Below are 24305 nucleotides of genomic sequence, written 5' to 3'. Positions count from 1 at the left end.
CATTGATATTAGTAGAATATAAAAAGATGATCCCTATTGAATACAGAGGTCATCTTTTTTATACCGTCTAACTTTTTTACATGTACTTTGTTAGACTCATATTTTTTATGTTTAATGTGAATTATTTGCAATCACAATTGTTCTGTTTAAAATCGATTACCATACGCCCTTGAATTCTACCTTGTTCCATTTCTTCGAATACATTTTGTACTTTATCTAAAGAACAAGTTTGAACAACTGGCACTACTTTTCCTTCTGCCCCGAACATAAACGCCTCTTCTAGATCCTTACGAGTACCGACTAAAGAACCAACCACTTCAATTCCATCTAGTACAAGGCGCGGAATGTTCAAATCCATAGTTTCTACTGGTAAACCTACTGCAACGACTTTACCACAAGCACGTACTGCGTCAACTGCTGAGTTGAATGCTACCTTTGAAACAGCTGTTACTACAGCAGCATAAGCACCACCAAACTCCTCTTGAATAATCTTATCAGCAGGACCTTGAGAAATTGGATTGATTGTCATATCAGCACCAACCTCTTTTGCTAAGGCTAGTTTATCGTCATTAATATCTACTGCAATTACCTTTGCACCAAATACATTTTTAGCATATTGGATAGCTAAGTTACCTAATCCACCACAACCATAGATTACGATCGGTTGACCAGGTTTAATATCAGATACTTTTATAGCTTTATATGTAGTAACGCCCGCACATGTGATCGATGATGCTTGAGCAGGATCTAATCCTTCTGGTACTTTCACTGCATAATCAGCTGTAACAATACATTGTTCAGCCATACCACCATCTACTGAATAACCAGCATTCTTAACTTCTCGACAAAATGTTTCTCTACCAGTCACGCAATATTCACAACGTCCACAAGATTGGAACATCCATGCAATACTTACACGATCACCTACTTTTAGTGAAGTAACATCATCAGCAATTTTCGTCACAATACCTACACCCTCATGACCAAGAATACGGCCATCTGTGTTTCCAAAATCATGATTTGCAACGTGTAAATCAGTATGACAAACCCCGCAATACTCTACATCTACTAGTGCTTCACCTGAGTGTAGCGGACGTAATTCCTTTTCAACAACCTCAATATTGGCTTTACTATTTTTATTAACTACTACTGCTTTCATATGTGATCTCCCCTTTAGTGTTTTAGAATTTTAATGAGTTCATCTCACAACTTCTGTCTTCACTAGTTTGGCTAATCATTATGCCAAATGTAAGTGTTCAATCATCATTACATGTTCATCATAACATGACACTTCAAAAACATTTTGTGAAATTATGAACAATATTTGAATTATTGCATAAGTCGGTTTTTATTTTATATTTTAAAAAATGAGAGTCTATCACTGGCTATAAGTAAGCCACATATTTCTACAAGAAAATAAAAAAAGCCCTTCATTTGAAGAGCTTTTCTTATTTTCGCCTCATCGAAATCGTTTCACGTATACTTTGTAAATGTTTTAACGTTTCCCCCTGTCGTTGCAACGACAATCCTACATACAAAGTATCAATTAAACTTAACTGTGCTAATCGTGATGAACTTGCTTCTGTGCGGAATTCTGTCTCACGTGTTGAAGTATAGAGCGTTATATCAGTAAGTTGACTTAATGCCGATTTCTGATAGCTCGTAATCGCAATAATTTTAGCTCCTCTTGCTTTCGCTACTTCTAACGCTTCAACTAACCCTTTATTGCTATCAGAATGAGCAATGCCGATAACAACTGAATTTTTCGAGAGTAAACCTGCTCCCATAATTCGGAAATGCAAATCGGTATGAGCGATACATGAAATACCCGTTCTCATAAACTTATGCTACGCATCCGTCGCAATAATACCAGAGCCACCATTTCCATAAAACTCAATTCGATTCGCTTCTTGTAAAGCTTTTACAGCTTGCTCTAGCGCTGTATCATTTAACAAATGTAATGTGACACAGTTATTCATACTTATTATTTCTCGCCGTGTTTCACTGCGTACAGTGCAGCTTGCGTACGATCATCTACTTCCAATTTAGCTAAAACATTTGAAACATGTGTTTTCACAGTTTGTTCTGTAATATGAAGCTCTGCTGCAATTTCTTTATTGCTTCGCCCTTTCGCAATTTCCTGAAGTACTTCTTGCTCTCTTTTCGTTAACATGGAGAAAGGGTTTTCTTTTTTGACGGCTGATCGTCCTAATATTGCCGGTGTTACTTTCGGATGAAAATTCGCATTCCCTTCATATATTGCAATGATAGAAGCTACAAGTTGCTCAGGTTGTACTTCTTTTAATTGATAACCATCTGCTCCAGCTTCTAGTGCTGGTAAAACATAATCTTGCTCTGAAAAACTGCTTAATATTAGTATCTTTATTGTTTCATCATATTGTTTTATCTGTTTTGTTGCTTCAATACCATCCATCTTCGGCATTGATAGATCCATTAATACTACATCTGGCCTTTCCGTTCGAACAAATGTTAATGCATCTTCACCATTTTCTGCTTCCCCAACAATTTCAAATTCTTCTCTTGTTTTCAAAAAGAATACAAGTCCTCTGCGAACGATATGATGATCCTCAACTAGTAGTAATTTAATCTTCAACCTTCTTCCCCCTTCAAACCGGCAATTGAATTTCAATTTTCGTACCCTTTTTCAGCTCAGTTTTTATTTGAAATGATCCATTCAATAACTGAATACGCTCCTTCATACTTTTTAAACCGAGTGCTGACTCTCTTACTTGTTTTTGTATAAATCCTATTCCGTTATCCTCTATGTAAAAATACAGCTGGTTATTTTCTATTTTCAAAAGAACATTTACCTTTTCACATGAAGCATGTTTTTTACAATTATGTATTGCTTCTTGACTAATACGCCATAAAACTTCTTCTATTTCATCTCCAATTGAAACCATTCCATCAATTCGAACTTCCACGTGAATCCCTAACAACTTTCCGTAATTTTTAATTGCTTCTGCTAACCCTTTCTCTAATCCTTCCGGTCTTAATTGCCAAATCAAAAGTGTCATCTCTTGTAATGCTTCTTGTGATAATTCTCCAATATAGCTCAACATCTCTTGCAAGTCTCTATCTTGTGTCATATTTAGCGTACCTTTTGCTGTTAGCATAATGGAGAACAACAACTGTTTTACTGAATCATGTAAATCACGTGCAAGTCGATTTCTTTCAGCTACTACTACGTATTTACGTTCTTTCTCTACTAACTGAATACGTTGGATTGTCGTTCCGATTTGAAATGCAATCGATTCTAATAATGCCAATTCTTCCTCTGAAAAATGTGTTTTTTGAGGAGAAGCGACATTTAATAGACCAAATTTCTCCGATCCAGACCTAAGGGGAATTGTCGCATGATGCGTAACATCTTCTGTCTCTCCCCAATTACATTCAATCGCATCCTCTATTCGCTTACATTCAATAATATTAGTTGCTTTTTCCAATCTGCCATTCACAAAACGCTCTACACACCAGCAGTCTCCTTCACACATCGGCTTCTTCTCTTGCCACGTAAGAGCTGGCGGTAAGTTTTCATCCACAAGCATACGGTGCTTTCCACTTTCATCAATAAAAAAGATCCACCCTGTTTGTAAATTCATAACTTGTAACAATGTATGTAACGCTTTTTCTAACATGTCCTGTAAGTCTGTTGCTTCATTTAATAATTCAGCAATTGCTTTTAATGCTTCTAATCGATACATCTCTTTTTCTTCAAAGTTCATTTTCATCACCATCTATCATTATAACATTAAGAAATTTCTAAATTATACAAATTAAAAAGAACTGAATTCCTTCAGCTCTTTTTTTAAATCAATCATTTTATTATTATTCCAATGTTGAAAACGAAATTTCCGTCAATAAACTGTTCTACTTTAGCTGTCCGATAAAGATTGTCCACCATGGGTATGCTGTAAACTTTCAGTAGTAACAAGCATATTTGCTGCTGGCATTTGTACTTGATTCTTATGGAACATAGACATTAATTCAAATCTTACTTGTCTAGAAGTTTCAAAATAATCTTCTGGCTTTATTAAACCTGTAATACAAAATTCATATCCAACGTATTTCAGATTCGGGTTTAAATCTGTAACACCTACATATTTAAAAGGTTCAACAGCTTCATCCTCTACTTTATAAAGACTTGGGGCCAATTTTTCATTACAATTAACACAAACTTCCTCTAACAATTCCTTAACTCTTGTAGGATCTTCCTGATAACTTACTGTAATCCGTTCAATTACTCGCATCCAGCCTTTATTAAAATTTTGTATCGTTCTAACCTCTCCATGTGGTATGGTAAGGAGTTTTCCTGACCATTCACGAATTTGCATAAAACGAATACTAATTTCCTCAATCGTTCCTGAGTTTGTTCCGTTAAATGTAACAAAATCGCCAACACGAAACTCTTTGTCCGCTAATCTCGCAAAGCCTAATATAACATCTTTCAGCATCTGTTGTGCAGCAAAACCGATAACAACTCCTGCTATCCCTGCACCTGCAATGATACTTTTTATATCTACAAATTGGCTAATTAAATATATGATTAGACTGATGATAATGATATATCTAAAAATAGATCGAATCACACTTTGAATCGTTTGCTCTACCTCTTCATCAAAAAAGCTTGATTTCCTAAAAAACCAATCAATAATGCGGTTTATTACAAAAGAAATAATGATCAGCACTAAAGCAAATAGTAAAAATCTTAAAAGCAAAAACTCCCTTACATAATTAAAAAATTCTTCAGTATACGTTAATAAACTCATCTAACCACTTCCTTACTAATTAAAAAATTCATAATCGTCTCAGTTTGTTCTAGAAAAATCTATTATCCTACTCTAAAATGCCGCTACCCTTACTATGTATTTTGACTTTATTACTATTTCACTTTCAACAGTATGTCTAGATGTTCTTTTCCTTTCCCTTTAAATATACCCTTTTTAATAACGTAAGGGGAGCTAATAGTAAAATTTTTTTTAACGTTAAAACTGTATCAGCTCATTTTGATTTCAACTAACTTATGTATTAAAGAAGTACAAAAAAGAGCTGAATTTATCAGCTCTTTTATTCAATATTAATTGTTGTTTTACTGTTTTTTTCTTCTTTCAATTTTGGCAATTCAATTGTCAACACGCCATCTTTGTAATTCGCTCTAACATTTTCTTCCTCAACTTGTTTAAAACTAAAACGTCGAGTTACAGAACCTATAGAACGTTCTTTACGAATATATGTGCCATTCTCATTTTTTTCTTCTACTTCATTATGATTAGTTGCTTGAATCGTTAATACATCTTGTTCAAATTCAACTTGAATGTTTTCTTTTTGAAAACCTGGTAAATCTGCTTTCACTGTATATTTATCAGATTGTTCATGAACATCTACTTTAAAAGTATCCATGTTCATCGGTTTGAAGAAAGCATCTGTCATCCCTTCTAATAAAGAAGGTCCAAAATCAAAAATACCATTTTGACGTTTTGTTATTTCTGGAAATAAATTACGCATATTTTTTCCTCCTTATTGTTTATGAATGAAAGATTATATCTTTCTGTCTTTATTATAACATTTGGTCAAAAAAGGTCAAAGATTTTGTTTGACCTTTTTTGATGTATATTTTACCAAGTAAAAAAAAGAATTGAGCAAAACCTCGTCTCAATTTAAACGTAAAAAGAGACCTTTTTTAAAGGCCTCTTTTTTCACTTCACTTCTGCGTTTAAACAAGATTTAAAATGTCCAAGTGCAAATTCATGCCCTTGCGCATTAAAAGATGCAACCGCCTTTTCATAAACTACAATTTTAAACCCTTTATTATAAGCATCTACCGCTGTATGAAGAACACAAATATCAGTACATACCCCTACAAGGTGAACCTCTTCAATTCCTCTTTCTCTTAACTTCATCTCTAAGTCTGTTCCTGCAAATGCACTATACCGTGTTTTATCCATGTAATATACATTCTCATCATCTTTATATGTTTCGTATACATCTTGTAATTCACCAAACAAATCTCTTCCATTTGTACCCGCTATATTATGAGGCGGGAATAATTTTGATTCAGGATGATATACATCATTCTCTTCATGTTTATCAATAGCAAAGACAACGTAATCTCCATTTTCGATATATCGCTTCGTTATATGTACAAGTTCTTTCTCAATTTCTTGACCGGGTTTTCCGCAAGTTAAAGCACCTTTTTCCGCTACAAAATCATATGTATAATCAATATTTATAAGAGCTCGTTTCATTACTATCTCTCCTTCTCCTGTTTCACAGTAAACAATAGAAAATTTGTTATTACGACATCGTATGTACTATTCGACATTTCAAATGAAATACCTACATTTTTCTTCTGAAAATTACCTTAGTCCGAGTTTATCATATAATAGATAAACAATGGTAAAACAAAGAGCTCCTATTAATAAGTCATGAATTTGATAATTGAGCGTAACTTGAATCACCTCTTGTATCGTAAACCAAAATACCGCCATCATCATACTCATCAAGACGATACGAATACACCGATTCACATCTTCAACCTCTTCCTCTATCATAGAAGTAATAAGTGATTTCTTTCTATTTAATCGTATTTGAAAACGAAACAAGTTATTCACTATTCCATACTCTAATCCAAATAAAAAAGCACACTACTTTTTTTGAGTAATGTACTTTTTATCCTTATTAAGATGCAGGTTTTGTCTCAAATGTTGCTTGATTAAAACTAATAACCTTTCCTTTCGGGTCATTGTTTTCATACTGAACTGCAGTAATTGTATGACTACCTGTTTCAAGCGTCTTTTCTTTTAATTGTACTGTTGTCTGTGTTGTACTAGTTACTTGATGTTTATCTGCATACACTTGATCTACAAATACGAATGTTTCTTTATCATTTTGAAAATTAGAAAGCTCTAATTCAACGTGTTGAATTAAAGTATCCTTTTTGATGAATACGGTTGGTATATTACCATTCTCAGAAGTACCATCTGGAGTAATAACTTTCACTTTTCCTTCTCCAACTGGCACTGCTCCTTCAGGAAATACAACTATATTCTCATTACTTGCGTTTACAACTTGTTCTTCCGGCTTTGATTGTGTACCCTCTTTTTCCTTTGGAGCACCACAACCAACTAATAACAATACAGACAATCCAGTGATTATGAATTTTTTCAAAATTCATCCCCCCTGTCATTTCATTATAATTTATTATACAAAAATAACTTTTAAATTTTAAGACTACTTTTAACACTTTCATGAACAAATAGAATCTTGCTCACGATTAATGTATCATACTTTCCTTAATAGAACATTAATTTTTTTTATGAAATAAATAGTAATTCCCTCTTATCTATCATTTTAACCTAACAGATTAATTACATACCTGCCCAAAATAAAAAGACATTGTTCATTCAATGTCTTTTTATTTTGGGCTTTAAAAAACAAACGTTGTAATCTCATCTACTTCTTTTCTTGGAAGTTTCTTCGGTTTATCCTTCGGAAAACCGAGTGAAATAACCATATTTATTTGTTTTTCAGGCTCAATTTGTAAATATTGTCGTAACTCATTTTGAGCTAATAATACAGGTCCTGTCATCGGGCAAGTACCAAGCCCCTTCGCATGTGCAGCCAACATTAAGTTTTGTGCCGCTAAACAGCTACTTTTAATTCCTTCTTCTTCCCAAACTGAATTTGGAACAAAAGCAATTGGATCAAATATCTTTTCACGAAACTTTGATTCATATGGCGTTGCCAAACATACGATTAATACTGGTGCCTCCGAGAAAGCTGTTGCATATGGTCCGAAAGAACGTGTAAGTAATTTCCCTGCTTTCTCTTCTCCGTTTTCTGCAGCTTTTGTCGCAAGTTTATGTAATGCATCCCATGTCATTTGTTCAATTTCTTTAATTTTTTCTCGGTTCATAATGACCAAGAACTCCCAAGTTTGTGAGTTTGTATCACTCGGTGCATAACGAGCACAATCAATAATTTCTTTTATATCACTAGTGGATACTTCTTGCTCTGTGAACTTTCTAACACTTCGTCTACCGTGAATTACTTCTTTAAAATCTTCATAATTCATACCTTAAATCCCCTTTTTACAGCGTTTTCAAATCTTGTCCTATGCTTGAATTATATCATGAAAAAAAGCTGGAGGAATACCAGCTTTTTTTCATGGTATTAGTTCGTAACTTTAAACAAACTAATACTTTCTTCATATGCAACTTGGAGTCTCTTTGTAATTGGCCCTCTTTCTCCGTTTCCGAACTGCTCGTCACCAATTTGAACGACTGGGAATATTTCAAGTGGTGTCGCTGTGAAGAAGCACTCATCGGCCTCATATACTTCTTGAAGTGAAAATTCTCTTTCTTCTACTTCAATATGTAACTCTTTCGCTAATGTAATAACATAGTGACGTGTAATGCCGTGTAGAATGAAATTGTCAGCCGGATGTGTAATCAATTTATTATTTTTCACCATAAAGAAATTTGAATGACAACCTTCCGTTACAATTCCATCTCGCACTAATATCGCTTCTTGATAGCCTTGTTCGTTTATTTTATTTTTAATCATAATATTAGGTAGCAGATTTAAAGATTTTATATGACAAAACTTCCAGCGTATATCCTCTTCTACAGTAACTTTTATTCCTTGTTCCATAGTAGCAATTGGTCGTGGAAACGCAACAATATTTGCAAAATATGTTGGTTGCATATTTGATTCATATACATGATTACGTGCTTGAGCGCCTCTTGATATTTGCAAATATACATTCCCATCTTCTTGAAATTGATTTTTTTCAATCATTTGATGTAACTCTTCCGCCAACTCTTCCTTAGTAAATGGTGGAATCAATTTTATTTCTTCCATAGAATGAAAGAGTCGTTCTAAATGTAAATCTAATAAATGTGGCTTCCCATCATATAGTCTGAATACCTCGTATATACCATCACCAAATTGAAAGCCTCTCTCCTCTAATGGAATCATCGGTTGTTCTTCCTTCGTATTTACAATTCTTCCGTTAAATAAAATCCAATCTTTATGAGTAGCTTTCATTTATTCCCACTCCTTTATTCCATGATTATTTTAATTGTACAACTTATCCACACTCAAAAGAAGGAATTTTCTGTATTTTAATAAAATAAAAAGTGCATCACCTATTTAAAGTGATGCACTCGATTATTCATTTACTTCAGAAAATATTTTTCAATATCATCTAACATAAGATTTGCAGCTACAATACCACCTGCTGTATTCCAAATCACTTCATCTACTTGGAATACTTTATTATCTTTAGAAGCCTGCAGTTGCTTAAATAGTGGATCTTCTGTCCATTCTTTTGCTAATGTATTTCCTTCATTATTCTTATCCGCGTCTTTATCAGATGTGAAATAGAATAAATAATCCCCGTCCATATTTGGAATTTGCTCTTTTGTAATTCCTTTAATTGCAAATTCATCTTTATCTTGTAATGGTGGTCGTTTAAATCCAATATCATTTAATACAACACCTGAGAATGAATTTTTTTGATAAATACGAACATCACCAGGGACGAAGCGAATAATAGAAACTTTAGAATTAACTTTATCACCTAATTTTTCTTTTATTCCTGCAATACGCTTTTTATAATCATTAAGAGCGTTTTGTCCTTCTTTTTCTTTATTTACAGCTTTTGTATAAAGTGTGAAGTTTTCTTTCCAATCACCGCGTAATGTTTCAGCATATACTGTTGGCGCGATTTCTTTTAACTGCTCGTATATTTTTTCGTGACGCATTTTATTTCCGATAATTAAATCCGGCTGAAGCTTCATTACTGCTTCTAAATTAATGTCACGCTCAGTTCCTACTACTTTTGTATTTTTTAACTCTTTCGCTAAATGAGAATACCATTCATCGCCAGCTCTTGGTTTCGTCGCTCCAACTGGCGTTACTCCAACAGATAAAAGTGCCTCAGCACCCTCATTTGTTAAAACAACAACTCTTTTTGGCGTACCATTCACTGTCGTTTCGCCCATTGCATGTTTTATCGTATACGAATCTTTCGCTTTAGCTGATGTATCATTTTCTTTCTTCTCTTCTTTACTACACCCTGCGATTATGATTGTTAGTAGCATAATGCAAAATATAAGCATATTTTTAGTGCGTGTCATAAGTCCTCCTAGTTGAAATTGATTATCATTTACATTTTAAAGATTAATGTATCTCTCATACATTGTCAATAGATATATCAGAAAACTTTTTCAATATATATAATTTAGACCTCATTTTTATTCAAACTATTTTTTTACTTATTTGCTACTCACATTTTTTAATCGTAACATATGAAAAATAAATGGACATAAGAAAGTAATTGTAATTCCAGTCACTGCATAACGTAAATAATACATATCAGGTATTACTTTTTTTAGTATAAACTGCATTATTAGCATGACACTTAGGCCCAATACTGTTTTTACCACTTGCATTTTAAAATCATTACTTTCATTCATATTAATAAAATGATTCTCTAACATGATACCAATCGTAGAACCTGTTAAAACTCCTAGTAATTTAAGATTATCTACTTGGCTTGTCATAACATACATAATGATTGAAACAGCCAATATAATTCGTTGTAACAATATAAATTTCTTATCACTTAATTCCATTGTTACCTTCGTATATAAATAAACAACTATGACACTAAATAAAACAGCACCTATTATATCACTGAGCCAATGTACACGTAAATATAGACGAGAAATAGCAACTAATATAATAAAAATAATACCAATGATCCAAACGATTCTCTTTTTGCATAAAATCATGAATGAGCCCCAAAATGTTGTCGATAATTGGACGTGTGTGCTTGGAAAAGAATAACCTGCGGCTGATTTTTCATATAAAGCTTCAATTCCGTCATATGTATACGGTCGTGGGATTTTCATAAATTCTTTTACCATTATCCCTATATACCCAGAGAAACAAAGCATAACAATCATATGAAATGCTTTTCTTTTAGAAACGCACCAATATAAAAACGAAATAATAACTAAATACAACGTTTCATTTGCAAGACTAGATACAAGTTTAAAAAATGTTGTAAGGACACGTCCTTCGAAACTCGTCATCCATTCAAGAAGTAACATATCAATATTAACCATAAAAAACGATACCTCCAAAAAATTCCTTCTGCTATTTGTCAGCACTTCATATAAACTAGTTGATTAACATTTCAAATTTATACACCTACTTACGTTACAGATTAAGAATATATAGTACCACATACTAAAAATAGATAATATGTTAAATCCTCTAATCATTTTTATAAATTTCAATGGAATTTTGAGCTTTATATACAAAGCCATTACAATTACAAAAAAACCGCCCTTATGTAAGGCGGTTGCTATCATTTTGCTTTAACCAATTTAATATAAATATATACGATTGATAGTGAATATAACGTGTGCAAAATAAAAGAAATAAAAGGGCTATTCCAGTGGTACTATACAGCAAACCGAACTTTAAAAAAACATTTAAAAGCGGCGGAAAATTCGTTATGCTTTGTAATGTAAGTAGCATACAAAACAAAAGGAAAAACACTGGGGCATATTGTAATTCATATGGCTTTCTCTTCTTATTCATTCTTTTTCGAATAAACTTATGACTTAGCTCTGCTACTAGGAAACACCCTCCAATTAATACAAGACCAGAACTCATTGTCATACATCCACCTGCCTTATATTTATCCTGCATAAGTACTCATCATTATATTTTCTTCACATATTTTCCATCTTCCTCATTAAAACCAAAGCTCTCAATGAAAGATTTTGCTTGTTCTGTTAATTCCGTTTGTAATACCTTTATCTCTTTCACATTTCTTTCTTTCATCATTGTTTCAAATGTAAAATACGTATTTGTTCCATAACCGTAACTTTGATAATCAAAGTGAATAATTAACTGAGATAAAACCGCAGTCTCCCCTTGAACACGATAATCTATTACACCAATATATGTATCATCGACTTTCACACAATACTGTACCTGTTTCTCACTTAAACTATGTGAGTGAAACATTTCTTTAACAACGCTTTCATTTTCTACAGTTACTTTTTCAAACGTAATCATATGTTGTCCATCCTTTTACTATTATTGTATCAATAATACGTCCTATTTATGAAAAAAACCTTAAGACCGTATGCGATCTTAAGGTTTTTCTAATTAAACTAAGCTATACGCACGTTTCGTTTCTTCGTGGAACTTATTCGTATCGTATTTATGCTCAACATAAATTTGATGCCATACCATAAACGCAAGTACAGTCCAAATTTTACGGCTATAATCGCCTTTATCTGCACAATGTGCTTCCAGTAAGTTTAATACATACTGTTTGTCGATTAAATGCTCTGTCTTACTTTCGTTTATAATATTAATAGCCCAATCATGCATTTCATCTTTTAGCCAGTGACGAATTGGTACTGGGAATCCAAGTTTTTTACGATCTAATACGTGATCTGGAACGATTCCGCGTGCTGCTTCACGTAAAATAGCTTTCGTAGTTCCGTTAGCAATCTTAAATTCAGTTGGAATTTTAGATGCAACATCGAATACTTCTTTATCTAAGAACGGTACACGAAGTTCTAATGAATTCGCCATTGTCATTTTATCAGCTTTTAATAAAATGTCACCGCGTAACCATGTGAACATGTCAATGTACTGCATTTTACTTACATCATCATAATCTTTAATTTCGTTATACAATGGTTTCGTGATATCCATATAGTTAACACTTTCATTGTAATACTTCATTAATTCAGCTTTTTCTTCTTCACGGAAGATTTTCGCGTTTCCATAGTAACGCTCTTCAATTGGCGTACATCCACGCTCTAGGAAGCTCTTTCCTTTAAAGCCTTCTTTAAGAGCACCACTTAATGCTTTTAGAACGCTCTTACCTGGGCTAGGAATGTAAGAGAACATTTTTAATGAGTTTGGCTCACGGTAAATGTTATAACCACCAAATAGCTCGTCTGCGCCTTCACCTGAAAGAACAACTGTTACATGTTTACGTGCTTCTTTTGCAACGAAGTACAATGGTACAGCTGCCGGATCTGCTAAAGGATCATCCATATGCCAAATGATTTTTGGGAACTCATCCATAAACTCTTTCGCTGAAATGAATACGTTATGGTTTTTAACGCCTAATTTCTCAGCAGTTTCTTTCGCAACATCAACTTCACTGAAACCACGTTGCTCAAAACCAACAGAGAATGTTAAAAGATTTGGATTCATTTCTCTTGCAATAGAAGCGATAATAGATGAATCGATACCACCAGATAAGAATGAACCTACTGGTACATCACTGCGCATATGCACTTTTACTGAATCATATAACACATCACGAATCGCTTGGATATGTTCCTCTTTCGTTGCACTTGAAGCATTGAAATAAGGTTTCCAGTAGCGATGGATTTCCATCTCTTTACCGATTTCTTTCACGAAATAATGACCAGGCTCAATTTTATTAACATCAATTGTTAATGTTTCTGGCTCTGGACCATATTGATACGTAAAGTAATGTTGTAGTGACGTTGGATTAACGCCTTTATCTTCCATCACATGCATAATACTTTTCTTCTCAGATGCGAAGAATGTAGTATCACCTTGTTGTGCGATGTATAAAGGTTTAATACCGAAGTGATCACGTGCTCCGAAAAGTTTCTTCTCTTCACGATCCCAAATCATAAATGCAAACATACCACGAAGGTAGTCTACACATTTTTCTTTCATATGTGCATACAATGCAATGATAACTTCTGTATCAGATTGCGTTGCAAACGTTGCACCTTTTTCAAGTAACATTTCACGTAATTCTACATAGTTGTAAATTTCACCATTAAAAATAATTACATATCGATCATTTTCATAAGTTAGCGGCTGATGTCCTGCCTCTAAGTCAATGATACTTAAACGGCGGAAGCCAAATTGTACATGTTCATCACGAAAATATCCTTCGTCATCTGGACCACGGTGGAAAATCATCGTGTTCATATTTTCAAATTGATGTTTTTCTGTTTCTGAAAACTCTCTAGGGTTTTCACATAAACATCCTACAAAACCACACATACTTCTTACCCTCTTTCAGTTTTCATTCTGTCTCTATACTACTATATCAACCCTATTTATACTAGCATAATCAACTGAATATGGCGACCAAAAACTATAAAAAAATCACTCCATTTCACATTTTTAACAATTTTTTATGAAAACATGAAAACTAGGCACTCACCTTTCTCCGCTTTTGTCATATGATATTGCAAATTGATTTTTAGGAGGGAATATTATGAGTGAAGAAAAAAAAGACTCTTCTCGCCCACCGGTTCGTAATTATTTAAAGCAAATTGATGATTTCTTCGAGCAAACACCACTTCGTAATGTAATCGCTGATTTAAATCATTTTTTCCAAAAAGGAAACCGTTTATTAACATTCCCTGTAGACTTATATGAAGTTGGTGAAGAACTCGTTGTGACAGCTGAACTACCAGGTATACAAAAAGAACAAATTCAAATCGAAATACAAAGTGAATACTTAAAAGTCTCTGTAAAAGAAGAGATACTGGAAGAAGAAGAGCAAACATCCCATAACTATTATCGCCGAGAACGTTCTATTTCAGAAGCATCCAGATTAATTAAATTACCGTACTCCATTAATAAAAAAGCAGCAAAAGCTTCGTATCAAAATGGCGTGTTAGAAATTCGGGCGCCAAAACTTCCACAGCAACATGACATTTTATCCATAGACTAATGTAAAAAAAAGAAGGGTGCTTTATAATATGCACCCTTCTTTTTATTCTGCTAATCGCTTCATATCACGTATAATGTCCTCATACGGCGTATTACTAATGCCACTGTACTTTTTCATTACTTTTCCGTTTTGATCAATTAAATAAAATGACGTACCATGTATCACTTGACCATTTTCAGGTTTATCTACAAGTGATTGGAAATTATCTTTTGAAAACTTTGTAATATCTTCTAACGAATACCCCGTTAATAAATTCCAGTTACTAGTATCCTCTGTAAACTTTTGAATGAAAGCCTTCAAATTCTCTGGCTTATCTAGGTCTGGATCTACACTAAACGAAACAAACTGAACGTCTAATTTCTCTTCTTTTGCCATCTTTTGCAGTTTTGCCATATTAGCAGTCATTGGCGGACAAACTGTTTGGCAGTTTGTGAACATAAAATCTGCAACCCAAACTTTCCCTTTTAAATCTTTTGTACCAAATGGTTTTCCATCTTGATTTGTAAATTGGAAAGTTTCTAAATCCCAATTCAATGGTTTACGAAGCTTTGAACCTGATCCACTACATCCAGCAAGTACAAAGAGACAAAATACAACCATAAGACCAATTACTTTTTGATAACGCTTCATTTATAAACCTCTTTTCTCTATCCTAAATTTAAATAGGTTATGTTTATCATAACAAAAGTTAACACTACGAGAAAATTGTTTACTACATTTGTTCACGAAATCGTACGAATTTACGTATGTTACTTCTTTATTTCAAGCGAATTACTAGACAAAATATATTTTTTCACTATTATTTCTCTAAATAGAAGTTGCAAAACTAATTTTATTGTTATTTTTGTAAATGCACCCCTCTATTTTTTTACAATTACTTAAACATTCATCCATGTTATACACTGTATTCCTTAACAACATTTCGGTACAATATAATTACAACGATTTTAAATGAGGTGATGTTCATGGCAAAGCGCTATGAAAATATGGATAATGTTAGCACAAAAAAATCAATTCGCTCTTTTATACGCTGGCGTAAAGAACGAAAGCAAAACAAAAAAGATTTTTCTTTCTTAGTAGAACAATCACCCATTAAACAAAGTGCATTTTTGCAAAATAATGTTGAAAAAACGACTGTCACATGGATTGGGCATTCCACTTTTCTTATCCAAACGAATGGACTTAATATATTAACGGATCCAGTATGGGCCAATAAATTAAAATTAGTCCCAAGACTTACAGAACCTGGACTTTCTATAAAAGAACTACCTAAAATTGATATCGTTCTTCTTTCACATGGTCATTATGATCACTTAGATTTTTCAACACTTCGCCAACTTAACGATGACGTATTATACTTAGTGCCCATCGGGTTAAAAAAATTATTTACTCGTAAAAAATTCAACAATGTAGAAGAGTATAAATGGTGGGAAAGTACGACGATTGATAATGTTTCCTTTCACTTCGTACCTGCTCAGCACTGGACGAGAAGATCATTATTTGATATGAATACATCTCACTGGGGTGGATGGATTATTAAGAATGACAATATGGAGGAAACCATTTATTTTTGCGGAGATAGTGGTTATTTCCAAGGCTTCAAAGAAATTGGCAAACGCTTTTCAATTGATATTGCCCTTATGCCAATTGGAGCTTATGAACCAGAGTGGTTTATGAAAGTATCCCACGTTTCACCTGAAGAAGCAGTGCAAGCCTATTTAGATTTACATGCTACACACTTTATACCAATGCATTACGGGGCTTTTGCACTCGCTGATGAAACACCTCGCGAGGCAATAACAAGGCTTCGAAATAATTGGAATTTACGTATGTTACCGTGGGAACAACTGCATGTACTCTTTTTAGGTCAAACTTTCACTTATAATAACGAAACACATGCTAAGAAAATGAATGAAGAAATTGAAACATTACATGTATAACGTAACTACTTATTTTCTATATCCAACATATAATATAGAAAATCATAAAGTGAAACTTTAATTAGTGGGTGTTTTCTATGAATGAATATTTACAGACTCGCTATATCATTAGCGGGAGTGCCTGTATAGCCCTTCTTATTTCTTACTTTCTATTCACATAAAAAAGCTACTTGAAATAAATTTCAAGTAGCTTTTTTTATTACTCTGCTAAATACATAAATCCGATTGCACCTGGACCTGTATGAGTACTAATAATAGGCGTTGTAAAGAAAATTTCTGATTGAGCAAATCCACTCACTTTTTCAACAGCCGCTTTTACATTTTCAGCTAAAGGAATTGCTTTCGCATGTGGAATTGCCACGGCTTTTACAACTTTTCCAGCTGTATCTTCCTCAAATAACTTAGCTAACGTTTTTACAATTTGACCTTGGCTACGCACTTTCGTTACAGGGTTATAAACACCATCTTCAAGGCTAGCAATTGGTTTTATATTAAGCAGCGAACCGATAAATGCTTTTCCTTTACCAATACGTCCACCCTTCACTAAGTTTTCTAATGTATCTACTACTACATATAAACGAGTATTCTTTCTCACTTCATCTACACGTTTTAAAATTTCTTCTAGTGAGCGTCCTTCATTTGCCATTTTCGCAGCTTCAACTACTTGATATGCTAAAGCATGTGTAATAAATTGCGAATCAACAACTGTTACTTTTGTGTCGGTCATTGATGCAGCACTATTTGCAGTTGCCACAGTACCACTCATTCCACTTGTCATATGAATGGAAAGTACTTCACTTCCATCTTCACCTAACTTGTCATACATTTCTACAAATGTACCCATTGCCGGTTGTGATGTTTTTGGTAGTTCCTCTGATTTAATCATTTCTTCAATAAATTCATCTGGTTGTAGATCAACGCGATCTAAATATGTTTGTCCATTTACAGAGATTGATAATGGTAGAACATGAATGTCATACTTCTCAATTACCTCTTGTGATAAATCTGCCGTTGAATCTGTTACAATTTTAATTTTTTGCATATTATATTCTTCCCTTTCCAATACGCTCTCCTTGTTATTATACTAGTATTCCCATTGCTTTCAACAATTTGGAACGAAATTTAATCAAATTAATTATATTTTTATATCTAAAATGAAAAAGACAGAGCTCTTGACCCTGTCCACACTCTATATCATGCATTTTTTTCAAGAGTATTTGTTTTATATACATTTAAATAATCATTCCACTTCAAACAATTTTGTAAATATTCACGGAAAGAATACGAAAATCTTGGATGTTTTTGTTTTTGAATTTTTGCAATAAATAATTGAAGACGAGACTGAATTAGAAACGATAATGGATGCTGCGCCTGTAGGACAGGGATTTCAAATATTTTAATACAATCCCCTGTTGAATGAGTGAAATAAAAACTTTTCGTAATCACAATATCAATCCTCTTTTTCATTGGATTTTTGAACTTCCTCTACTTTACGCTGTAACACGTTGTTTAAAGTGGAGACTCCTATGAATACAAAAGTACCCTTAGACAATCCCTGTAGTCCTTATGGTTAGAAGTTTTATAATCAATTCATCTCCACCTAACCCATCCCCCATCCTACATATCCAATCAGACGAGGACTCGTTATCCGTAAATTGCTTAATATGTTCAGTATAAACTTATAAAAGCGCAAAGTTTGTCTAAATTTTGGAGATTCTATAATTTTTTTCTTCTCTATATTGTATACGTTTATAGCTAGAGTATAACAAATAAATAAAAAAAGTGCCTTTATAACGCGGCACTTTTCGACTGGCTTTCATCTTCTCTTTTCTTTTTTCGCTTACTAACAATCTTTGATAAAGCAATACTAATTTCATAAATACAAATAAGCGGTACTGCCACTAAACTATGAGATAAAAAATCTGGCGGTGATATACACGATGCAATGATAATCAATGCTACGTAAGCATACCTTCTTATTTTTATTAGAAATTCTGCCGTCAATAGTCCAATACTCGTTAAAAACATTACTACTACTGGCAATTCAAAAATTACAGCAAATGGAACTGTTAAATTAAGAACAAAATGAAAATACTTTTCTGTCGTAAACATCGTATTAAACATTTCATTACCTATCGTAGTTAAAAAATGAAATAAAAACGGCATTACAACGAAATATCCAAAGCATAAACCTGCAATAAATAATATAGACAATACCGGTATATACATGACTGTCATCTTTTGTTCATTTGGATGTAAACCCGGTTTTACGAATAGCCAAATTTGTATAGCAGCAAAAGGAATTGTACAAACGATAGCAAATACTGTAGCAATCGAGAAAAAAATCCACAATACATCACTTGGACCGAGAACAGTTAATTTCATTGGTAAATCTTTGACAAGCCAAAAATAAATATCCTTCGTAAAAGTAAACCCAATAATTAAAAATAGTACAAAGGATAGCACTGTATATATTACTCTTTTGCGAAGCTCAACTATATGTTCTACGACGCTCATTTCCCGATCTTCCATCTCGTTCACCACACTTTATTTATCCATTACGAGGAAAATTCATTACATTTTTTCTTTCTTTTCCTTCTCTTGAAATGCATCATCAGTCAATTCTTTCGTTGATTTTTTGAATTCTTTTAACGTTTCCCCTAAAGCCTTTCCGATTTCCGGCAATTTTTTAGGCCCAAATAAAATAAGTACAGCTACTAAAATTAAAATTAATCCTGGAAAGCCAATATTTGAAAACATTTCTCCATCCCCTTTATTAGTAGATTCCTTGTCCTACTATTACATAATTTTATTTTGTCAAAAAAGTTTGAAAACGTCAACAAATCCATTGGCTTTTGTCAAAAAAATTCAAAAATATAATCAATTATACAAATTTCATTTTCTATTGCCCTTGTGTATGATATGGTAAGGGAAACGACATATTATTTTATAATAGTAGAAAGGATTGGCATTATGACTGAAAAAATGACACGAATGACCCAATTTGTAAAAGAAGAAATTGCAAATGCAATAACACATGGTATCGGTGCCATTTTAAGCATCCCTGCCTTAATCATATTGATTATTCATGCTTCTAAGCATGGTACCGCATCAGCTGTAGTTGCATTTACTGTTTATGGTGTAAGCATGTTCTTACTGTACTTGTTTTCGACATTGTTACATAGCATTCACCATCCAAAAGTAGAAAAATTATTTACTATACTAGATCACTCAGCCATTTATTTATTAATCGCTGGCACATATACTCCTTTTTTACTGATTACGCTTCGTGGACCATTAGGTTGGACGTTACTCGCAATTATATGGACACTAGCAATCGGGGGTATCATCTTCAAAATTTTCTTTGTACGTCGATTTATTAAGGCATCAACTCTATGTTATATCATAATGGGATGGCTCATAATCGTTGCTATTAAACCACTTTATGAAAATCTAACTGGACATGGTTTTTCACTACTTTTAGCAGGTGGAATTTTATATTCTGTAGGAGCTATATTCTTCCTTTGGGAAAAGTTACCTTTCAATCATGCCATTTGGCATCTTTTCGTATTAGGTGGTAGTGCAATGATGTTCTTCTGCGTACTCTTTTACGTCTTACCTACAGCATAATAAAAAAGGTTTCAGCTTAATATAAGCTGAAACCTTTTTTATTATTTATGTAATTGTGATGCGATAACATCCTGTGTATACTTTGTTAACTCTTTAATATCCATATTCGCATACTCTTCAGGTGTAATCGGCTTAGAAATTGTTACTGTTGCACGAGCTGACTTCATACGGTTTCCATTCGCTTCAAACATTTTATATGTCCCATCTAATGTTACAGGTAAGATTGCTACACCAGATTTTACAGCAAGGTGAAAACTCCCAGCCTTAAACTCTCCAACTTCGCCACCCTTACTTCTCGTTCCTTCAGGGAAAATTACGATAGAATGCCCATTCTTTAATAATTCAATTCCATCTTTAATCGCTTGAAGTGATTGACGACGATCGCTACGATCCATAAATACACAATTCATAAGTTCCATCCAAGTTGGTACAACTGGAAACTTTTTAATCTCTGCCTTTGAAACGAAGCCAATTGGTTTATTTAAATAACCTAGTAAAACAGGGATATCCATATTACTCTGGTGATTACTTACAACTAGTACCGGCTTGTCTTTCGGAACATTTTCAAGTCCTTTCACTTCTACTGTTCCCCCAGCTACACGTACCATTTTCTTACCAAACCAATTTGTCGTTTTGTACACAGCATTATCTTTTTCTTGTGGCGACATCGTATTTACTTGTCTTTTAAGACGCCACATTCTCGGTGTAATCGCAATTACGATTAAAATTAAATAAAAGATTTTAAAAAACGTTTGAATCATACAGAACCCCCACCTATTATCATTCCGACCTTCATTATACTAGACAAACGAAGGAAAAAGAAGAAAAAATGTCCAAACAACAAGTGTTTGGACATTTTTAAGTATGATATATTAGAAACGTTTTGCTAATTCACGAGCATTAGCAATTGCTGCTTCTTTAATTTCTAGTGCTTTTTCAGGGTTTGCATTCATACCTTCAACTGCAATATATTCAGTATCATTTACACCAATGAACCCTAATACTGTTTTTAAGTGATTGCGACCGAAGTCTACAGCTGCGTATGCTCCTTCCGAATAAACGCCACCTGCAGCTTGAATGTGAAGTGCTTTTTTACCTTCTAATAGGCCAACTGGACCATTTTCAGTATATTTGAATGTCTTACCCGCGATTGCTAAGTTATCTAAGTATGCTTTTACTACTGGTGGATAGCTAAAGTTCCACATTGGAGTGACGAATACATAACGATCAGCATGCATAAATGTTTCTAAGTTTGTGTTCATTGCTGCAACTTTTTGTTGTTGAGCTTCAGTTAAAGCTTCAAATCCTTCACCTGCTGCAAATTTACCCCAAGCTGTGAATACATCTGCATCGATTGCTGGTACTGTAGTGTTGAATAAATCAATTGTTACAACTTCGTCTTGTGGATGTTCATTTTTATAAGCTTCGATGAAAGCTTCCCCTACTGCCATTCCGAATGAACCTTCTGCTGAATTTGGATTTGCTGTAATGAATAGTACTTTTGTCATTGTATTCTCTCCCTTTTCTACATTTTATCTTTAATTTGAGATTTATAATTTGAAAGTAAATAACTTACCTTATGTAAGTATAATATAAAAAGTTACGTTCGATGTCAATAAAAAATAGCTACTTTTTTTTCGTAAGTTAATGATTTATTTTGTTTCCTTAAAATTAAGTATACAAATATCAAGAATTTCTTCATATAAAAAGACTAGCTCTACAAATTATAGAGCTAGTCTTTTATTACATATTATTTTTGAAATACATGTTTTACTTTTTCAGCCGGGATATTACTTCCGCCTCTACCTTTTACATCTTCAATCATCATTGTAATGACCATATCTGGTGAATTTAAATCAAATGCAGCGAACCAGCCTAGTTCTTTTCCTTCAGCCTCTTTTGATACTTTTAATTCCGCTGTACCTGTTTTTCCAGCAAGCGTCATACCATCAATTTTAGCAATTTTCCCTGTACCATCTGGATCATTAATTACTTTCGTCATCGCAGTTTTTAATATATCCTGATTGCCTTTTGAAATGACATTCTCTTTCCAAACTTTTGGTTGCTTATCTGTTTTAATAATATATGGAGAAGGTATGTTTCCGTCATTAACAATTGGTGCGTATGTTAACGCTAGATGAAGTGGCGTCATTAATACTTGCCCTTGTCCATAACCTGTGTCTGCCATTTGAATATCATTTTTAATACCATCATTTGCGATTTTAGAAGCTGGGAATCCATATTCAATTGGTAATTTCTCATCGAATCCAAATTTTTTCGCTTCACTCATAAACTTATCTTTTCCGATTTTCAAAGCTTCTTGTGCGAAATAAATATTATCCGAGTATTTCATCGCCTTATCAAAATCAATTGGATTTGCATCTTTTACACGCGTTACATAATAATTACCCCAAGAAGAATCTTTTGTCCATTTCAATCCTTCAATTTTCAACTCTTCTTTTGGATCAATTGTTTTCGTTTCAAGACCAATTGCACCTGTAATAGGCTTAAATACAGAACCTGGAACTGATAATTGTGTAAATCGATTCGTCATCGGTTTTTTCGGATCATTATTTACCGCATCACGTTGCGCTTTTGACGCCCCTCTTGTAAGGGTATTTGGGTTATAAGCTGGTGTGCTCACAAGTGCAAGTGTTTCTCCAGTCTTTGGATTAATTGCTGCACTTGATCCTACCTCATTTTTCATTTCATTATAAATTTCGCTTTGAACTGCACTGTCAATCGTTAAAGTTACATTTTCTCCATCAACAGCATCTGTTTTTGCTAAATTTTTAATTTCTTTTCCTTGTGCATCTTCTACGAAGACACGACCACCTTTTTTACCGCGTAGCTTTTCTTCCAGTACTTGCTCTAAACCAGCTTTACCTACTGGATCATCTGCTTGATAGCCTTTCTTTTGTAGCGTTTTTAAATCTTCAGCATTCACTTTTCCAATATAGCCAGTAAGATGTGCTGCTTCTTCTCCTAATGGATATGAACGAACATTTACTGGCTTTGTTGCAACACCGGGTAAATCTATGTACGTATTTTGTGTTGCTCCTTCAGGCAATATTCCAATTGGTACTAGGTAATTTGGTTTTACCCATTTAGCTGCTAGTTTTTGATCAATTTCTTCGACAGACATATTTAGTAACTTCGCTACCGTTTCTTTCGTTTGCGGAGCTGCATCCCCTAATTTTTCAGGAACCAATCCAATTTCAGAAGCTTTACCATTTACCGCAAGATATTTACCGTTACGGTCATATATTTCTCCGCGCTTCGGTTGCGTCGTTTGCATACGCACTTTACTATCTTTCGTCATACCTGGGAAGATAAAGTCAGGAGTCCAATCTACTTTCCAAGATTCTTTATCTCCATCTTTTTCTTTCACCATTTTTGCTTCATGGCCAAAATTGATTTTTCCACCCACTGTATCCATGCTTACTTTAAAAGGAATAGGACCTTCATCTTTTTTATCTTCTTTTACTTCTCCTGCTTCCACTTTTAAGTTTTTCACTTCAATGCCAGAATAAATTTTTTCATATTTCTCAGTGAATTCTTTCTTTGAAATATCTTTTTTCGCCTTTTCTGATAATTGATCATACATTTCTGCAAATTTTTGTTTATTCCATGCTTTTGCATATGTATCAAATGCTTCTTGTGGTTTTTCTTCTTTACCGCATCCGACTAACATGAATGTTAAGCAAAGAAAAAGAATCCCCCATATCTTTCTCAATCGATTCTCCTCCTCTTTCTATGTTAATACTCTTGAAAATTTTAGCATTTTCACATGCTACCTTTCATTATAGCACTATCGAATCTCATCTATAAACCTATATTGATGGATAGTAGAGTAGAAAACTGAAACAGATTATATTTTCTTTAGGGGTGGCTTTGCCATCCCTTTTCTGTTTCAGTTTCCCCTCATCAAACCGTACGTG

At 33.6% G+C, this 24305-nt stretch carries 26 protein-coding genes and 1 pseudogene; 3 read left to right on the top strand and 24 right to left on the bottom strand.

The window, feature by feature from the left end; genetic code table 11:
• Nucleotides 1-121: 121 nt before the first annotated feature.
• From adhP to asnB, 16 genes and pseudogenes are all read right to left on the bottom strand, one after another.
• Nucleotides 122-1159, bottom strand: coding sequence for an alcohol dehydrogenase AdhP (gene adhP / locus ACVWY7_RS17980; protein WP_000649136.1), 1038 nt, complete (start codon nt 1157-1159; stop codon nt 122-124).
• Between the two features lie 289 nt (nt 1160-1448).
• Nucleotides 1449-1964, bottom strand: a pseudogene (locus tag ACVWY7_RS17975) (MurR/RpiR family transcriptional regulator); the annotation flags it as partial.
• Between the two features lie 20 nt (nt 1965-1984).
• Nucleotides 1985-2614: a response regulator gene (locus ACVWY7_RS17970; RefSeq protein ID WP_000694642.1), complete on the bottom strand. Its 630-nt coding sequence runs from the start codon at nt 2612-2614 to the stop codon at nt 1985-1987.
• 13 nt (nt 2615-2627) lie between these two features.
• Nucleotides 2628-3746 (bottom strand): GAF domain-containing sensor histidine kinase, encoded by a 1119-nt coding sequence (locus ACVWY7_RS17965; RefSeq protein WP_073524199.1) that lies wholly within the window; start codon nt 3744-3746, stop codon nt 2628-2630.
• Nucleotides 3747-3896: 150 nt separating this feature from the next.
• Entirely contained in the window at nt 3897-4790 is an 894-nt protein-coding gene (locus ACVWY7_RS17960; protein WP_456523883.1) for a mechanosensitive ion channel family protein, read from the bottom strand.
• Nucleotides 4791-5088: 298 nt separating this feature from the next.
• Nucleotides 5089-5526: an Hsp20/alpha crystallin family protein gene (locus tag ACVWY7_RS17955; protein WP_001245063.1), complete on the bottom strand. Its 438-nt coding sequence runs from the start codon at nt 5524-5526 to the stop codon at nt 5089-5091.
• A gap of 191 nt (nt 5527-5717) precedes the next feature.
• Complete coding sequence (locus ACVWY7_RS17950) at nt 5718-6266, bottom strand: cysteine hydrolase family protein (protein ID WP_000816782.1); 549 nt, start codon at nt 6264-6266, stop codon at nt 5718-5720.
• 111 nt (nt 6267-6377) lie between these two features.
• Nucleotides 6378-6632, bottom strand: a complete 255-nt coding sequence (locus tag ACVWY7_RS17945; RefSeq protein ID WP_001061030.1) for a hypothetical protein — start codon at nt 6630-6632, stop codon at nt 6378-6380.
• A gap of 67 nt (nt 6633-6699) precedes the next feature.
• Nucleotides 6700-7188: a hypothetical protein gene (locus ACVWY7_RS17940; RefSeq protein WP_000713488.1), complete on the bottom strand. Its 489-nt coding sequence runs from the start codon at nt 7186-7188 to the stop codon at nt 6700-6702.
• A 259-nt stretch (nt 7189-7447) separates the two neighbouring features.
• On the bottom strand, nt 7448-8095 hold the full coding sequence (locus tag ACVWY7_RS17935; protein WP_001990511.1) for a nitroreductase family protein: 648 nt from the start codon (nt 8093-8095) through the stop codon (nt 7448-7450).
• Between the two features lie 98 nt (nt 8096-8193).
• The gene (dat, locus tag ACVWY7_RS17930) at nt 8194-9069 is read right to left on the bottom strand and encodes a D-amino-acid transaminase (RefSeq protein ID WP_073524202.1); all 876 of its coding nucleotides are present in this window, start codon (nt 9067-9069) and stop codon (nt 8194-8196) included.
• A 131-nt stretch (nt 9070-9200) separates the two neighbouring features.
• Complete coding sequence (locus ACVWY7_RS17925) at nt 9201-10163, bottom strand: ABC transporter substrate-binding protein (protein WP_000198723.1); 963 nt, start codon at nt 10161-10163, stop codon at nt 9201-9203.
• Between the two features lie 138 nt (nt 10164-10301).
• Nucleotides 10302-11156, bottom strand: a complete 855-nt coding sequence (locus tag ACVWY7_RS17920) for a phosphatase PAP2 family protein (RefSeq protein ID WP_000247173.1) — start codon at nt 11154-11156, stop codon at nt 10302-10304.
• Nucleotides 11157-11382: 226 nt separating this feature from the next.
• The gene (locus ACVWY7_RS17915) at nt 11383-11712 is read right to left on the bottom strand and encodes a hypothetical protein (protein ID WP_000094414.1); all 330 of its coding nucleotides are present in this window, start codon (nt 11710-11712) and stop codon (nt 11383-11385) included.
• 48 nt (nt 11713-11760) lie between these two features.
• Nucleotides 11761-12120 (bottom strand): GNAT family N-acetyltransferase, encoded by a 360-nt coding sequence (locus ACVWY7_RS17910; protein WP_000627513.1) that lies wholly within the window; start codon nt 12118-12120, stop codon nt 11761-11763.
• A 93-nt stretch (nt 12121-12213) separates the two neighbouring features.
• Complete coding sequence (asnB, locus tag ACVWY7_RS17905; RefSeq protein ID WP_000333816.1) at nt 12214-14115, bottom strand: asparagine synthase (glutamine-hydrolyzing); 1902 nt, start codon at nt 14113-14115, stop codon at nt 12214-12216.
• Nucleotides 14116-14332: 217 nt separating this feature from the next.
• Here asnB and ACVWY7_RS17900 point away from each other — a divergent pair, with 217 nt between their 5' ends.
• Nucleotides 14333-14794: an Hsp20/alpha crystallin family protein gene (locus tag ACVWY7_RS17900; protein ID WP_001288087.1), complete on the top strand. Its 462-nt coding sequence runs from the start codon at nt 14333-14335 to the stop codon at nt 14792-14794.
• Between the two features lie 42 nt (nt 14795-14836).
• Here ACVWY7_RS17900 and ACVWY7_RS17895 read toward each other — a convergent pair whose 3' ends face one another.
• Nucleotides 14837-15424, bottom strand: a complete 588-nt coding sequence (locus ACVWY7_RS17895; RefSeq protein ID WP_000833353.1) for an SCO family protein — start codon at nt 15422-15424, stop codon at nt 14837-14839.
• A 335-nt stretch (nt 15425-15759) separates the two neighbouring features.
• Here ACVWY7_RS17895 and ACVWY7_RS17890 point away from each other — a divergent pair, with 335 nt between their 5' ends.
• Nucleotides 15760-16734, top strand: a complete 975-nt coding sequence (locus ACVWY7_RS17890; RefSeq protein ID WP_001129606.1) for an MBL fold metallo-hydrolase — start codon at nt 15760-15762, stop codon at nt 16732-16734.
• A 199-nt stretch (nt 16735-16933) separates the two neighbouring features.
• On the opposite strand, the gene ACVWY7_RS17885 is transcribed toward ACVWY7_RS17890, so the two are convergent.
• The 4 genes from ACVWY7_RS17885 to ACVWY7_RS17870 all read right to left on the bottom strand — a co-directional run bounded on the left by ACVWY7_RS17885 (nt 16934) and on the right by ACVWY7_RS17870 (nt 19494).
• Nucleotides 16934-17776: a DegV family protein gene (locus ACVWY7_RS17885; RefSeq protein ID WP_003266758.1), complete on the bottom strand. Its 843-nt coding sequence runs from the start codon at nt 17774-17776 to the stop codon at nt 16934-16936.
• A gap of 152 nt (nt 17777-17928) precedes the next feature.
• Nucleotides 17929-18180: a DUF2535 family protein gene (locus ACVWY7_RS17880; RefSeq protein ID WP_000629012.1), complete on the bottom strand. Its 252-nt coding sequence runs from the start codon at nt 18178-18180 to the stop codon at nt 17929-17931.
• Between the two features lie 342 nt (nt 18181-18522).
• The gene (tatC, locus tag ACVWY7_RS17875) at nt 18523-19266 is read right to left on the bottom strand and encodes a twin-arginine translocase subunit TatC (protein ID WP_000390125.1); all 744 of its coding nucleotides are present in this window, start codon (nt 19264-19266) and stop codon (nt 18523-18525) included.
• 42 nt (nt 19267-19308) lie between these two features.
• Nucleotides 19309-19494, bottom strand: coding sequence for a twin-arginine translocase TatA/TatE family subunit (locus ACVWY7_RS17870; protein WP_000492443.1), 186 nt, complete (start codon nt 19492-19494; stop codon nt 19309-19311).
• Between the two features lie 213 nt (nt 19495-19707).
• On the opposite strand from ACVWY7_RS17870, the gene trhA reads away from it, so the two are divergent.
• The gene (gene trhA / locus ACVWY7_RS17865) at nt 19708-20364 is read left to right on the top strand and encodes a PAQR family membrane homeostasis protein TrhA (protein ID WP_000136894.1); all 657 of its coding nucleotides are present in this window, start codon (nt 19708-19710) and stop codon (nt 20362-20364) included.
• 41 nt (nt 20365-20405) lie between these two features.
• On the opposite strand, the gene ACVWY7_RS17860 is transcribed toward trhA, so the two are convergent.
• The 3 genes from ACVWY7_RS17860 to pbpC all read right to left on the bottom strand — a co-directional run bounded on the left by ACVWY7_RS17860 (nt 20406) and on the right by pbpC (nt 24100).
• Nucleotides 20406-21125, bottom strand: coding sequence for a lysophospholipid acyltransferase family protein (locus ACVWY7_RS17860; protein ID WP_000616590.1), 720 nt, complete (start codon nt 21123-21125; stop codon nt 20406-20408).
• A 111-nt stretch (nt 21126-21236) separates the two neighbouring features.
• On the bottom strand, nt 21237-21872 hold the full coding sequence (locus ACVWY7_RS17855; RefSeq protein ID WP_000170034.1) for an FMN-dependent NADH-azoreductase: 636 nt from the start codon (nt 21870-21872) through the stop codon (nt 21237-21239).
• A 242-nt stretch (nt 21873-22114) separates the two neighbouring features.
• Nucleotides 22115-24100 carry a penicillin-binding protein 3 gene (gene pbpC, locus ACVWY7_RS17850; RefSeq protein ID WP_001227218.1) on the bottom strand — a complete coding sequence of 662 codons (1986 nt, stop codon included), beginning with the start codon at nt 24098-24100 and terminating at the stop codon, nt 22115-22117.
• Nucleotides 24101-24305 lie beyond the last annotated feature (205 nt).

The organism is Bacillus sp. TE9106W, from assembly GCF_054062215.1.
The sequence above is the reverse complement of the archived record's forward strand: the minus strand, read 5'-3'. Positions and strand labels throughout refer to the sequence as shown.